A 12,982-nucleotide genomic window follows, 5' to 3' on the forward strand; every position below is an offset into this window, starting at 1 on the left:
CGCAGTCTCTCCGTCAGGGTGGGCAGGAAATCAGAACCTCATGAACCGGCGTCGCGGATCGCCTCGGCGACCAGTCCCGGCGTCAACAGTTGCGGCAGCACGCGCGGGGCCTCGGCGCCCGGCGCATACAGCAGATAAAGCGGAACGCCCGACCGCCCGTGGCGCTCCAGCTCGCGGGTGATGGCGGGATCGCGCACCGTCCAGTCGCCGACCAGATAGACGGCATTCGTCTCGTCCATGGCCGTGCGGACCTGACCGGACGACAGCGCCACCCGCTCATTGATCTTGCAGGTCACGCACCAGTCGGCGGTGAAATTGACCAGCACAGGGCGTCCGTCGGCCTGTGCCGCCGCAACGGCCTCCGCTGACCAGACCCCGGCCTGTGGCCCGGCGTCTGCCGATGCGGTGGCCTCCGTCGGCGGGACCGGCTCCATCCGGCTGACGACGACCAGTGATGCGATCATGGCGACCCCCGACACGGCGGCGAGGATCAGGGCCCAACGTCCTGCCCCGGCCTGCCGCACGCCCCACAGCCACAGGGCAAGGGCCAGCATCAGCCCGGCGATCAGCCCCAGCGCCAGCACCTCACTGCCCGCCTGCCGCGCCGCCACCCAGGCCAGCCACAGGGCGGTCGCATACATGGGAAAGGCCAGCAGGCCCTTCATCCGGTCCATCCACAGCCCCGGTCGGGGCAGCCGCGCCAGCAGGGCCGGGCTGAACGCCACGACCACGAACGGCAGGGCCAGTCCCAGCCCCAGCATCAGGAACACGATCAGGGCCGCGGCCCACGGCATGATCAGGGCCGCCCCCAGCGCTGCGGCCATAAACGGGGCGGTGCAGGGCGCGGCCACGGCCACGGCCAGCACGCCGGTAAAGAAAGCCCCCGTGCCCCCGGGCAGGCGCGACAGCCGGGCCTCGCCCAGCCCCTGCAAGGACTGGCCGATGTGATAGACGCCCGACAGGTTCAGCCCGACGGCCAGCGTCAGCAGCGACAGCGACAGCACCACGACCGGGCTCTGCAGCTGAAAGCCCCAGCCGACCGCCTCGCCCGCCGCCCGCAGCCCCAGCATCAGCCCGGCCAGCAGCAGGAAGGTCACCAGCACCCCGGCCAGGAACATCAGACCGTCGCGCCGCGCTTCCTGCGGGGCGTGTGCCGCCCGCGCCAGCGCCGCCGCCTTCATCGCCAGAATGGGAAACACACAGGGCATCAGGTTCAGGATCAGTCCCCCGACCAGCGCCAGCAGCGCCGCCTGCATCAGGGCCGAGGGGTCGAATCCGGCCGGACCGGCGGCATCTTCCGCCCGCAGGGTGCCGCCGCCGCTGATCCCGTCGGGCAGAAGGCCGGGCTCGGCAACGATCTCGAAGGCGCCCTGTCCGGTGGTGATGACCCCGGCCACCGGCCCGATCAGCCCGCCCGCGCGCACCTTGCCGCCGGGTGTCAGGTTCAGTCTCAGCCCCTCGGGACCCCAGGTACCGGTCTGGGTCGCAGCATGGTCGATGATCCCGCCCTCGAAGGGGAAGAAGTAGACAGGCCCGGGGCCCTCGGGCCCCTGAACGGCCTCGCCGGTGATCGCCAGGGTGAGGCTCCCGTCGTCGCCGCGCGCGACCCGGGCGGCCAGCCCTGCCGGACGCGGCGAGGACTCCAGCACAGTCTGAATGGCGCTCGCATGGCGGGTCTCCAGCGGGGTCTGGTCCGCCGCCCCGACCGGGAGGCGCAGGCCCAGCGTCAACTCGTCCGGTACGCACATCTCGGCGCTGCACACCAGAAACAGGGCCGTGACCGACAGGTTCAGAATCCGGCCCGGCTCGGCGTCGGCGGGCACGGTGATCGGCACCGGCAGATAGACCACGTCCGAATAGCCATAGTTCATCAGACCCGAGAGCGGCTGCCGCTCCGGCAGGGGCCAGACGATCTCGCCCGCCTCGAGGCCATCGGGCAGGCGCCAGTCCAGGGTGGTGGCCCCGCCCGAATCTCCGGGATTGCGCCAATAGGTATGCCAGTCCGGCTCGATGTCCTGACGCACGGCCAGGATCAGCGTCGAGCCGGGCGTCGCGCTCGCGGTCATGGAGACCAGTTCGGCCGTGATCCGTTCGGTCGAGGCCGGACCGACGGTCGACGAGGCGTCCTGCGCCGGGACCGGCACGGCCACCAGCGCCAGCCAGCCCCCGATCAGGAGGGCGAGCAGGCAAGCCACAAGGGAAGTCGGTCGCCGCAGCCTCGTCACCCGGATCCTCGTCAACAATCGATCTGGGCCTACCCTAGACAGGGAAGGGCCGACAGGTCACGCCCCGGGGCTCTGTGCGACGGCAGGTCGCGGTTAGCGGCGCGGGGCCGCGTCCACGATGACCTCGGTGCGGCGACGCAGCGGCTCGGCTGTGCCATCGGCAGTGACCGCTCCGGTGTCGCCCTCGACCGCGATCTCGAACGCCGGCAGGGGCCAGCCCTCGGCCTCGAGCGCCTCGGTGACGGCGACCGCGCGCCGCTCTGACAGGCCCTGATTGGCCGCCGACGACCCCGTGGCCGAGGCCAGGCCGACGATCTGCACCTTGCGGATGTCGCAGTCCCTGAGCTGGTCAGCGGTCATGCGGATCGCCCGCCAGGCGGGATCCGTCAGCTGGGCCTGGCCTTCACCAAAATAGATGTCGAACCGCTTGGTCGTGCAGGTCGTCGGCGTCGAGACCAGATCGCTCCTGTCACGGAAGAGGCCCGAACCCTCGCACCCCGTCAGAACCAGGGCCGCGGCCCCCGCTACAGCCATAAAACGCAGCGTCGATATCGATGACATGATCAGCTCCCACCCGGACAGGGCTCCACCCTAACAGAAAAAGGCGGCCCTCCCGCATGGAAAGGCCGCCTGTCTCATCAGATTATCACACCGGGATCAGTACCGCGGCGGGTTCCGGCGCGTCCCGTCTTCCCAATAGCAGTCCCCTTCCGGATAGCAGTAGTAATAGGCGCCGCGCTGCTGGTCATAGTTGCGGCGCTGGTTGGCGCGGTCTTGCTGCGACCCGCGGATGGCGCCGGCGGCCCCGCCAACGGCAGCACCGATGGCGGCGCCCGTTCCGGCACTGCCGTCACCCACATTGTTCCCGATAATGGCGCCGGCAACGGCACCAATGGCGGCACCGGCAGCGCCCTGCCGGACGGTCTGGTTCGGATTGCCATACGGATCACTGGCGCAGGCCGAGGTGAGCAGACCCGCAGCCGCAACGGCCAAAAATACCTTCTTCATCGTCAATCCCTTTTCCCTTCGGTTCGCCCCCGAGGTGAGAACGCTGGATTACTGTCCCGGTTCCTCGACTATATCTCGCATTAAGACTGTACTAAGGTCCGGGAGACGGGGCCGGGGGGCGTCTGTGCCACCGGTACTCCCGAACGTAGGGGGTTTAGCGTATGCGTTTCAACCAGATCACTCGCATGGCCGACGATGGCCACACCGGTCCTGTCTGGGCCCGCAAGAGCCGCCGGTCGGGCGGTGGCCTGTCGGGCATCTTCGGCCTGATCGTCACCCTTCTGGCCGTGTTCGGGGCCCTGACGGCCGCGCTCGGTGTCAAGGAACAGTCGCTCGCCGAGGGCGGGGCGGTCCTCGACAGCTGGATCACCAAGGGCGTCGATGGTGCCAAGGGTCTGGTCGGCCAGGCTCCTGAGGCCGCAGAGGCGGTGGCGGATGATGCCGGCGACCTCGCGGAAAAGACCGGGGATGCCCTGGAAGCCGGAGCCGAGAAGACGGCCGAAGAACTGTCCAACCCCTGAGCGGTCGCGCGTCGCGCATCGGGTTGGAACGCCATGGCCTGTCGGCACGTTGACGGGCCATGGCTGAAACCTTGACCGTAGATGAGTCGTCGCCCGAGCGCACGCTGACGACAGCCGTGCCGCTGGGCACAATCGTCGTTCTGGTCAATCCTCTGTCCGGGAGTGTCGGGGCCAATGCGGTGGCCGAGGTGGAGGCTATTCTGGCCGACTATCCCCTCACGGCGACGGTTGTCGCGCTGACGCCCGACGATTTCGACGACCAGGTGGACGCGGCCTTCGAGGCGAAGGTGGATGCCCTGTTCGTGCTGGCGGGCGACGGCACGGCTGGCACCATCGCCGCCCGGGCCGGGCCCAAGGGTCCGCTGGTGGCCCCCTTGCCCGGCGGTACGATGAACATGTTGCCCAAGGCGCTTTACGGCACGGGTGACTGGAAAGAGGCTCTGCGGCGGGCGCTCGAATCCGGCACCGAAATCGCCGTCGCCGGAGGACGCGTCGTGGATGCGACCGACTCCCGACCCTTTTTCTGCGCCGCCATTCTGGGCGCGCCCGCCCTGTGGGCCCCTGCGCGGGAAGCGGTCCGCACCGGACGTCTGCGACTGGCGTGGCTTTATGGCGTGAGGGCGCTGCGCCGCGCTTTCAGCGGACGGCTGCGCTATACACTGGTCGGTGAGCATCCGTCCCGAACCGAGGCCCTGGTCCTGATCAGTCCGACGATCTCCCGCGCAATCGACGCCGGTGCCGGGCTGGAAGCTGCCGCCATGAACACCACCGGCGCGGCCGAGGCCTTCCGGCTGGCGGCTCACGCCCTGTTCGACGACTGGCGACGGGATCCGGCAGTCCGGACACGCCCCACCCGCTATGCCAGCGTGGCGGCCCGCTCGCGCATCCCCGCTGTGATCGACGGCGAACCGACCCTTCTGGACTCCGAAGCCGAGGTCATCTTCGACGCCGTGGCCTTCCGCGCCCTCGCCCCCGCCCCCGAGCCGCAAGCCGAGGCGGAGGCAGGCGTCTGATGGGACAGATCGTCCAGATATCCGACATTCACTTCGGCTGCGAGATCCCCGAGGCGGTCGCGGCCGCCCATGACCTGCTGCACGCCACCCGCCCGGACCTGACCCTGATCACCGGCGATATCACCCAGGTCGGGGCCCGCTCTGAATTTCTGGCGGCGGCCCGGTGGATCGACAGTCTGCCCACGCCGGTGTTCGTCACGGTCGGCAACCACGATGTGCCCTATTGGGACGTGATCGCCCGGGTCTTTCATCCCTGGACAGCCTTTGAGGCAGCCGTCGGCCATCCGGCTCATGATCACCAGTTCAGCGCGCGCCTCAGCGATACGGCCCTGATGGTCCGCGGCATCACGACGGCGCGCGGCTGGCAGGCCCGACCCAACTGGTCAAAGGGGGTGATCGACCTCGACCAGACGGCCCGGGCTGCAGAGGCCCTGTCGCGGGCCCCGGCGGGTGCGCTCCGGATCGTGGCCGTGCATCACCCGCTGATCGAGATGGAGGGCGCCCCTGTCACCGGCGACGTCAAACGGGGTCGCCGGGCGGCAGAACTGTTCGCGGACGCCGGGGTCGATCTGGTGCTGAGCGGCCATGTGCATGTGCCTTTCGCCCTGCCGATCCAGCTGGGCGATCACCGGTCCTATGCCGTGGGTTGCGGAACCCTGTCGCGTCGCCTGCGCGGTGTGCCTCCCAGCATCAACCGCATCGAATGGGACGATGAGACCATCACCGTCACGGTACTGGCCTTTGATGGACAATCCTTTGTCGAGGACACGACCTGGACCCTGTCGCGCCGTCAGGACACCCGCAGTGCCGCGACCGCCCCCCGCCCCGAAGCCGTGGCCGAAGAGATGCGCCAGCTGGCCGAGGACGACCCGGACTGAGGTCGAACGGGGTCTTTTGCGCAGGCGTCCGGGCGGTGCTAGACGCGCGGCCATCCGCCGCCTCCCCGCGCCCTCCAGACCGAGCCCGCTCATGCCCGCCGCCCCCGACTTTCCGCCCGCCCCCGATGCCGTCCGCCCCGTCCGGGCGCTGATCTCCCTGTCTGACAAGTCGGGCCTGGTCGAGGTTGCACAGGCGCTCAACGATCTGGGCGTGGAACTGGTCTCGACCGGCGGCACGCGGGCTTCGATCGAAAAGGCCGGCCTGCCGGTGCGCGACGTCGCCGACCTGACCGGCTTTCCGGAAATGATGGACGGCCGGGTCAAGACCCTGCACCCGGTTGTGCACGGCGGGCTGCTGGGGGTCCGCAATGCGCCGGCGCATGCCGAGGCGATGGATCAACACAGCATCGGGCCGATCGATATCGCCTGGATCGATCTCTACCCGTTTGAGTCCACAGTTGAGTCGGGCGCGGGCTTCGAGGCCTGTATCGAGAACATCGACATCGGCGGGCCGGCCATGATCCGCTCGGCGGCCAAGAACCACGGCCACGTCGCCGTCTGCGTCGACCGCGACGCCATGGATCAGGTGATCGCCGCCCTGACGGCAGATGGAGCGACCTCGCTGAACCTGCGCAAGCAATTGGCCGCCCGCGCCTTTGCCCGCACCGCCGCCTATGACGCCGCCGTCAGCGGCTGGTTCGCGGCGCAGGTCGAGGACGCGGCTCCGCTGCGCAAATCCATCGCCGGCACCCTCGCCCAGACCCTGCGCTACGGCGAGAACCCGCACCAGACGGGCGCCTTCTACCGCACGGCCGACCGTCGTCCCGGCGTCGCCAACGCCCGCCAACTGCAGGGCAAGGAACTGGGTTACAACAACATCGCCGACGCCGACGCCGCCTGTGAGCTGGTGGCCGAGTTCGCCGAGCCCGCCTGCGTGATCGTCAAGCATGCCAACCCGTGCGGCGTGGCGGTCGGGGCCGATCTCTCGAGCGCCTATCAGCGGGCCCTGGCCTGTGACGCGGTGTCGGCCTTCGGCGGGGTGGTCGCGGTCAACCGGCCCCTGACCGAGTCGGACGCGCGGCTGATCACCGACATCTTCACCGAGGTCGTCATCGCTCCCGGTGCGGACGACGCGGCCATGGCCGTCTTTGCGGCCAAGAAGAACCTCAGGCTGCTGCTGACCGACGGCCTGCCCGATCCCATGCAGGCTGGCTCGGTGTTCCGCTCGGTCGCCGGGGGCTTCCTCGTCCAGTCGCGCGATCTGGCGCGGATCACCCCCGCCGACCTGACCATCGTCACCAAACGCCAGCCGAGCGACGCCGAGGTGCGTGACATGCTGTTCGCCTTCACCGTGGCCAAGCACGTCAAGTCCAACGCCATCGTCTATGCGAAGGACGGCCAGACCGCCGGCATCGGCGCGGGCCAGATGAACCGGCGCGACAGCGCCCGCATCGCCGCCATCCGCGCCCGCGAGGCCGGAGAGGCCCAGGGCCTGCCCTCACTGGCTGAGGGTTCCGCCTGTGCGTCCGAGGCCTTCTTTCCCTTCGCCGACGGCCTGCTGGAGGCGGTGGCCGCCGGGGCCACCTCGGTCATCCAGCCGGGCGGCTCGATCCGCGATGCCGAGGTGATCGCCGCCGCCGACGACAAGGGCATCGCCATGGCCTTTACCGGCGCCCGAGTGTTCAGGCATTGATGGTCGATGGACGCGCTTGCGGAACGCTGGGCCCGGCTGGAGCCGCATGTGACGGAGGTTGGGCCGGACGACGACCGGCCGCGTCCGGCGGTGCTGCTGTTCCACGGGTGCGGCGGGATCCGCGATCACCTGCCGGCCTATGCCGAGGCGGCGAGGGCGGCGGGCTGGCGGGCGTACATCATTGATTCCTTCGCGCCCAGGGGCTGGAGCCGGACCTTCGCCATGGCCACGGTCTGCACCGGTCTGCACTTCCGGGGGCATGCCAGGGGCGGGGATGTGCTGGCCACGATCGACGGCCTGTCGCGCAAGCCCGAGGTCGACGCCGGCCGCCTGTGTCTGGCCGGGTGGAGCCACGGCGGCTGGGGCATTATGGAAGCAATGAGCGCCGACTCCCGGCCCGGGGCGCTGGGCCTGTCGGACCCCGCCGCCTGCGATCTGGCGGGGGTCAAGGGGGCCTGGCTGGCCTACCCCTACGTCGGCCTGCTGGCAGCCAACCGGATGAAGCCCTGGCGGCACTGCCCCCGGACCATCGGGGTCATCGCCCGGACCGACCACCTGACCACGGTCCGCAACGCCGAGCGGGTCCACGGCATGGTCCGCAACTGCGGCGTCGAGGTTGAGACCTGGATCGCCGAGGGCACCCATTCCTTTGACGAGCCGATGAGCGCCCCGCCGATGCGCCACGACCCCGAACTGACGCAGGAAGCGATCCGGCGCTTCACCGCCCTGCTGACCGACCTCGCCCCCTCATTCCAGGATACGGGCCTCTAGACGGGCTCGACGACCACCTCGCCCCGGATGGAATTGGCCAGATAGCAGGCCTCATGCGCCCGGTGGTGGAGGTCGTCCAGAACCTCGGCCGAGGGGGCCTCGCCGCCCCACCGGATGTCGGGGAGCAGGGTCACCCGCGTGATCGACACCTTGCCCCGCTCGTCCCGGCCCATGCTGGCGACAGCCGCGTCTGTATAGCGATCGACCGTCAGGCCCGCCTTGGCCGCAAAGGCCAGGAAGAACAGCATGTGGCAGGCGGACACGGCCGCGACCAGCGCCTCTTCCGGATCCACGGCGGCCGGGTCCGAGCCGGGCACCGGCGGGGCGGACGAACCGCGCACCACGGCACCCCCGTCAAACCGCCAGTCGTGGCCCCGGGAATAGGCCCCGTCGGTGAACGATTGATCGCCGCGCGACCAGTCGACGGTGGCGGTGTGGGTGCTCATCTCAGGCCCTCCAGAAGCCCACGATCCGTTTGACCTCGTCGACGACCGGGTCGGCGACGGCTGAGGCGCGTTCGGCGCCGTCGGCCAGCACGCGGTCGATCTCGGCCGGGTCGGCCATCAGGCGGCGCATCTCGGCCGTGACCGGCGCCATGGCGGCGACCGCCACCTCGGCCAGTTTCGGCTTGAAGGCGCCAAAGCCTTGCCCGGCGAACTCGGCCAGCACGGCCTCCTTCGTCTGGTCCGAGAGGGCGGCATACAGGGTGACGAGGTTCTTGGCCTCGGACCGTCCTTCCAGTTCCTCCATCGTCTCGGGCAGGGGCTCGGGGTCGGTCTTGGCCTTCCTCACCTTGGCGGCGATGGTGTCGGCATCGTCGGTCAGATTGATGCGGCTGAGGTCCGACGGGTCTGACTTGGACATCTTGGCCTGACCGTCCCGCAGACTCATCACGCGCGGGGCGGGCCCCTGGATGACGGGATCGGGGATGGGGAAGAAGCCCGGCACGCCAAAGTCATTGTTGAACTTCTGGGCGATGTCGCGCGTCAGCTCGAGGTGCTGTTTCTGGTCCTCGCCGGTCGGGACCTCGGTCGCCTTGTAGACGAGGATGTCGGCGGCCTGCAGCACCGGATAGGTATAGAGGCCGACCGAGGCGCGTTCCTTGTGCTTGCCCGACTTCTCCTTGAACTGGGTCATGCGGTCCAGCCAGCCGAGGCGGGCGACGCAGTTGAACACCCAGGCCAGCTCCGCATGGGCACGGACGGCCGACTGCGGGAAGATCACCGACCGCGCCGGATCGAGGCCCGAGGCCAGATAGGCGGCGGCGATCTCGCGCGTCTGGGCGGCCAGCTTTTCGGGCTCCTGCCAGACGGTGATGGCGTGCAGATCGGCGACGAACAGGAAGCAGGGAGCGCCCGCGTCCTGCAGCTGGGTGAAGCGCTTCAGCGCCCCCAGATAGTTGCCGAGGTGCAGGGCACCCGAAGCCTGAATGCCGCTGAGGATGCGGCGCGAACCGGAATAGACGGGAGGCGTATCAGTCATGGTCAGGGCCATGCCCCAGCCGGGGCGGGAGGGCAAGTGGGGGCATCAGGCCTTGCCTCCATTGCCACGCTGGACCAGCGCCTTCAGCTCGGAGATGCGGACCGCGCGGGTGGCGAGGGCGAGGACGGCATAGGTCAGGCCGCCGACGGCGGTGACCAGCAGGACCGAAAGCTCCTTGGCGCCATGGTCAAGGCCTAGGCCGGACAGGGCCTGTCCGATGGAGGGCTCATAATACGGCCGGGCCCAGGTGGCGACGGCGGCCAGCAGGCCCATGCCGGCAGCGGCGAAGGCGATGCGGATCAGGCGCGAGACCAGCGCCGGGCCGGGCCGGTAATGGTCCCGCCGCCACAGGGTCAGCGCCAGCAGGCCGGCATTGGACCAGGCGGCGGCGCTGACGGCGGCGGCGATGCCGGGCACGCCCATATTGGCCCCGAAGAACAGTCCGACGGCCAGCGTCACATTGACGACCACCGAGACCAGGGCAAAGCGCATCGGGCTTTTGGTATCGCCGCGCGCGAAGAAGGCGGGGGCCAGAATCCGGATCAGCACAAAGGCCGGCACGCCCCAGCCGAACTGGAACAGGGCCTCGGCGGTGGCGCGGGCATCGACGTCGAGGAAGGCGCCGCGCGTGAACAGGGCGTCGATCAGGAAATAGGGCATGCCCATCAGGGCGGCGGCGGCGGGCAGGGTCAGGGCCATGGACAAGAGCACCGCCTGATCCATCGAGGTCTTTTGCTGGGCGCGGTCATTGGAGGCCACGGCCGCTGACAGACGGGGCAGAAGGGCAATGCCGATCGCCACCCCGACCAGCCCGAGCGGCAGCTGGTACAGCCGGTCTGCGGTCGCCAGCCAGCTGCGGCCGCCCTCAACGAAGCTGGCCAGATTGCCCGAGACGAAGACGTTCAGCTGGGTCGCCGAATTGCCGATGGCGGCGGGGATGGCGGTGATGATGATGGCCTTGACCGCCGGCGTCAGGCGCGGGATCGCCAGATGGATGTTGGCCCCGGCCTTGCGCACGGCCCACCAGCACAGGCCGGCCTGGGCCACGCCCGCAGCCAGCACCGCCCACGACGCCGCATAGGCCGCGCCGACCTGTCCGCCCGTGGCTGGAATGACGGCGGCCAGCATGATCAGGTTCAGCAGGATCGGATAGGCGCCCGAGACGATGAACCGCCCGCGCGCATTCAACACACCCGACAGCAGGGCGGCGACGGCCATGCAGGGCAGATAGGGCATGGTGATCTGGGTCAGGACCACGGCCAGCTTGAACCGCGCCGGATCGTCGAGGTAGCCGACGTTGATGACCGTCATGATCCACGGCATGGCCAGCTGGGCGACGATCGTCAGGATCACGGTGACCATGGCGACCATGGCCAGCGCCTGGGTGGCGACGCGGTCGGCGGCCTCGGGGCCTTCGGTCTCCAGCGTACGGGCATAGGCGGGGACGAAGGCGGCGGCAAAGGCCCCCTCGGCAAAGATGCGCCGGAACAGATTGGGGAAGCTGAGGGCCGTATTATAGGCGTCGGCGGCAGGCCCGGCCGAGGCCCCGAGCGCCGCCGAGATCACCACATCGCGGGCAAAGCCAGCCCCGCGACTGATCAGGGTCAGGCCGCTGAAGATGGCCGAGGACCGCATCATGCCGCCCTCACGACGGGAGGGCGCTGCCGCCGGGGTGGTCCCGCCGGGGGTGGTGGTGGCCGTGGCCTCGGGCGTCGGAACGGTCTCGGGCGGCAGGCTCACAGGATCGGGCTCACGGGCGTTGGCTCTGGCAGGCGGAACACCAGCCATAGGCCGATTTCAGATGCGTTGCACTCATCGAAAAACACCGTCTGAATAGTCTGAACCGTCTGGAATGGACTCTCCGCCCGCCAGACTTCATCCCTTCTCCCGATGGGAGAAGGTGGCGCGTGAGCGCCGGATGAGGGGCGGAGGTGTCCGTCGGCGACCGCCGTGGCAGCGCCTGCATGCGGCAAGAACCCCTCCACCACTCCGTGGTCCCCGTCCCCATGAATGGGGAGGAGATGAATTTATACCGTCTGAACCGTCTGAAACGTCTGAATAGTCTCAATTCGCCCTCCTCCGGTCGGGGTATCGGCAACCGGACAGTATGGGGGATGCGGCGGCCAGGGCGGGCAGAACGGTGCGGGACGTGCGGGGACTACTCAAAACGCAGGGGATTCGGGCGGCGGCTATCGCAATTGCAGTCTCCTCCCTGGCGAAGCCGGGGAGGTGGCGCGGCGCATTGGCGCCGTGACGGAGGGGATCTTGAGGGCGAGCGCGCGGTGAAGAACTCCTCCACCGCTTCGCGGTCCCCCTCCCCATCAAGATGGGGAGGAGACGCCGGGCCTCAGTCCTCGGGGGCAGCCTCGAGCTCGGCGTCGACTTCGTCCATGGCCATGCCGAGGGCATAGTCGGCCATGAGGCCGTAGGTGGCCTGATGTTCGGGGTCGTCGGTGGCCCATGCGCCGTTGGTCATCATGCCCTGACCCACGGCCATCGCCTCGGCGATGCCCATGCCGCCGGCCTGATCGGCCTCGGCCAGAGCCTCAGCCACGACCGCCTCGATGTCGACTTCGGCCAGGGCCTCGGCGACGATGCCGGACACGGACACCGAGACCGTCTGGGTGAAGGCCAGGACGTCGGGCTGATACTCGCCCCACAGCGCCATGACGGCGGCTTCCTTCTGGTCCTCGGTCAGGCTGTCGTCTTCCGAGATCGCTTCGGCGCGTTCGGCGAACTCGTCCATCCGGCCCTCGAAGACCTCGGCGGCGGCTTCCAGAGCGGCTTCAGCGGATTCCGGCTCGGCGGCCTGGGCTACGGCGGCGGAAACCGGCAGCAGGGCCAGGGCGGCGGCAAGCGACAGGGCACGGATCATGGTCAGACCTCCTGAGCGAGATAGGGGCGGCTTATTCGCCTTCGGCGGCCATGGCAGCAGCCAGTTCACCGGACAGCAGACCGGGGACCAGCATTTCGACGAACATGTCCTCGATCATGCCTGCGGCCAGTTCGGCGTCCTCGGCGGTGCCGCCCTCGTCGAGGGTCTGCTGGCGGACGAAGCCCGACAGCATGGCGACGAAGCCGTCGATTTCGGGCTTCTTGCGGTCGATGGCGGCCTGCATGCGGGCCTGACGGTCTTCTTCGGTCAGGCTGGTGTCGGCGCGGATGGCCTCGATCTCGACGACCAGCGCCTCGAGCGTGACCTCAAAGGCCGCGGCGCGGGCTTCAAGCTCGGCCTCGGTGACCGGGTCCTGGGCGATGGCAACCGCCGCAACGGGCGCGGCTACGGCGGGCAGGGCGAAGGCCGACAGGCCGAGGGCGGAGACGGCAACGGCGGAGAGGATCAGACGACGCATGGGAGGGCCTTTGGGCTTGGGGATAATCGTTACCCCAA

13 protein-coding genes are annotated in these 12,982 nt (G+C 69.3%); 5 read left to right on the plus strand and 8 right to left on the minus strand.

Annotated features, from left to right (window positions below):
- Positions 1–38: 38 nt before the first annotated feature.
- The 3 genes from EG854_RS10645 to EG854_RS10655 form a co-directional block, all read right to left on the minus strand.
- Positions 39–2,195 (minus strand): protein-disulfide reductase DsbD family protein, encoded by a 2,157-nt coding sequence (locus tag EG854_RS10645; RefSeq protein WP_241153214.1) that lies wholly within the window; start codon positions 2,193–2,195, stop codon positions 39–41.
- 123 nt (positions 2,196–2,318) lie between these two features.
- Positions 2,319–2,786, minus strand: coding sequence for an OmpA family protein (locus EG854_RS10650; protein WP_241153215.1), 468 nt, complete (start codon positions 2,784–2,786; stop codon positions 2,319–2,321).
- 96 nt (positions 2,787–2,882) lie between these two features.
- Positions 2,883–3,233, minus strand: coding sequence for a YMGG-like glycine zipper-containing protein (locus EG854_RS10655; protein WP_123288109.1), 351 nt, complete (start codon positions 3,231–3,233; stop codon positions 2,883–2,885).
- A gap of 185 nt (positions 3,234–3,418) precedes the next feature.
- Here EG854_RS10655 and EG854_RS10660 point away from each other — a divergent pair, with 185 nt between their 5' ends.
- From EG854_RS10660 to EG854_RS10680, 5 genes are all read left to right on the plus strand, one after another.
- The gene (locus EG854_RS10660) at positions 3,419–3,754 is read left to right on the plus strand and encodes a hypothetical protein (RefSeq protein ID WP_241153216.1); all 336 of its coding nucleotides are present in this window, start codon (positions 3,419–3,421) and stop codon (positions 3,752–3,754) included.
- Positions 3,755–3,813: 59 nt separating this feature from the next.
- Complete coding sequence (locus EG854_RS10665) at positions 3,814–4,767, plus strand: diacylglycerol/lipid kinase family protein (RefSeq protein WP_123288111.1); 954 nt, start codon at positions 3,814–3,816, stop codon at positions 4,765–4,767.
- Positions 4,767–5,645, plus strand: a complete 879-nt coding sequence (locus EG854_RS10670; protein WP_123288112.1) for a metallophosphoesterase family protein — start codon at positions 4,767–4,769, stop codon at positions 5,643–5,645. Before EG854_RS10665 ends, EG854_RS10670 begins: the two co-directional genes overlap by 1 nt.
- Positions 5,646–5,736: 91 nt before the next feature.
- Positions 5,737–7,338, plus strand: coding sequence for a bifunctional phosphoribosylaminoimidazolecarboxamide formyltransferase/IMP cyclohydrolase (gene purH, locus EG854_RS10675; protein ID WP_123288113.1), 1,602 nt, complete (start codon positions 5,737–5,739; stop codon positions 7,336–7,338).
- 6 nt (positions 7,339–7,344) lie between these two features.
- Positions 7,345–8,109 (plus strand): dienelactone hydrolase family protein, encoded by a 765-nt coding sequence (locus EG854_RS10680; RefSeq protein ID WP_123288114.1) that lies wholly within the window; start codon positions 7,345–7,347, stop codon positions 8,107–8,109.
- Here EG854_RS10680 and EG854_RS10685 read toward each other — a convergent pair.
- The 5 genes from EG854_RS10685 to EG854_RS10705 all read right to left on the minus strand — a co-directional run bounded on the left by EG854_RS10685 (position 8,106) and on the right by EG854_RS10705 (position 12,944).
- Positions 8,106–8,555: an OsmC family protein gene (locus tag EG854_RS10685; protein ID WP_123288115.1), complete on the minus strand. Its 450-nt coding sequence runs from the start codon at positions 8,553–8,555 to the stop codon at positions 8,106–8,108. The genes EG854_RS10680 and EG854_RS10685 overlap by 4 nt on opposite strands.
- A 1-nt stretch (position 8,556) precedes the next feature.
- Complete coding sequence (gene trpS / locus EG854_RS10690) at positions 8,557–9,591, minus strand: tryptophan--tRNA ligase (protein ID WP_123288213.1); 1,035 nt, start codon at positions 9,589–9,591, stop codon at positions 8,557–8,559.
- A gap of 45 nt (positions 9,592–9,636) precedes the next feature.
- Complete coding sequence (gene murJ / locus EG854_RS10695; RefSeq protein WP_123288214.1) at positions 9,637–11,229, minus strand: murein biosynthesis integral membrane protein MurJ; 1,593 nt, start codon at positions 11,227–11,229, stop codon at positions 9,637–9,639.
- Positions 11,230–11,938: 709 nt separating this feature from the next.
- Positions 11,939–12,466, minus strand: a complete 528-nt coding sequence (locus tag EG854_RS10700; RefSeq protein WP_123288116.1) for a hypothetical protein — start codon at positions 12,464–12,466, stop codon at positions 11,939–11,941.
- 31 nt (positions 12,467–12,497) lie between these two features.
- The gene (locus EG854_RS10705) at positions 12,498–12,944 is read right to left on the minus strand and encodes a hypothetical protein (RefSeq protein ID WP_123288117.1); all 447 of its coding nucleotides are present in this window, start codon (positions 12,942–12,944) and stop codon (positions 12,498–12,500) included.
- Between the last annotated feature and the right edge of the window lie 38 nt (positions 12,945–12,982).

Source organism: Brevundimonas halotolerans, assembly GCF_003730275.1.
GTDB lineage: Bacteria > Pseudomonadota > Alphaproteobacteria > Caulobacterales > Caulobacteraceae > Brevundimonas > Brevundimonas halotolerans.

Excerpts from the sequence above, each read along its gene's own strand:
- trpS (WP_123288213.1), bottom strand. The coding sequence starts at position 9,591 with ATGACTGATACGCCTCCCGTCTATTCCGGTTCGCGCCGCATCCTCAGC.
- EG854_RS10670 (WP_123288112.1), top strand. The coding sequence starts at position 4,767 with ATGGGACAGATCGTCCAGATATCCGACATTCACTTCGGCTGCGAGATC.
- EG854_RS10700 (WP_123288116.1), bottom strand. The coding sequence starts at position 12,466 with ATGATCCGTGCCCTGTCGCTTGCCGCCGCCCTGGCCCTGCTGCCGGTT.
- EG854_RS10660 (WP_241153216.1), top strand. The coding sequence starts at position 3,419 with ATGGCCGACGATGGCCACACCGGTCCTGTCTGGGCCCGCAAGAGCCGC.
- EG854_RS10680 (WP_123288114.1), top strand. The coding sequence starts at position 7,345 with ATGGACGCGCTTGCGGAACGCTGGGCCCGGCTGGAGCCGCATGTGACG.
- EG854_RS10665 (WP_123288111.1), top strand. The coding sequence starts at position 3,814 with ATGGCTGAAACCTTGACCGTAGATGAGTCGTCGCCCGAGCGCACGCTG.
- EG854_RS10655 (WP_123288109.1), bottom strand. The coding sequence starts at position 3,233 with ATGAAGAAGGTATTTTTGGCCGTTGCGGCTGCGGGTCTGCTCACCTCG.
- murJ (WP_123288214.1), bottom strand. The coding sequence starts at position 11,229 with ATGATGCGGTCCTCGGCCATCTTCAGCGGCCTGACCCTGATCAGTCGC.
- EG854_RS10705 (WP_123288117.1), bottom strand. The coding sequence starts at position 12,944 with ATGCGTCGTCTGATCCTCTCCGCCGTTGCCGTCTCCGCCCTCGGCCTG.
- purH (WP_123288113.1), top strand. The coding sequence starts at position 5,737 with ATGCCCGCCGCCCCCGACTTTCCGCCCGCCCCCGATGCCGTCCGCCCC.
- EG854_RS10650 (WP_241153215.1), bottom strand. The coding sequence starts at position 2,786 with ATGTCATCGATATCGACGCTGCGTTTTATGGCTGTAGCGGGGGCCGCG.
- EG854_RS10685 (WP_123288115.1), bottom strand. The coding sequence starts at position 8,555 with ATGAGCACCCACACCGCCACCGTCGACTGGTCGCGCGGCGATCAATCG.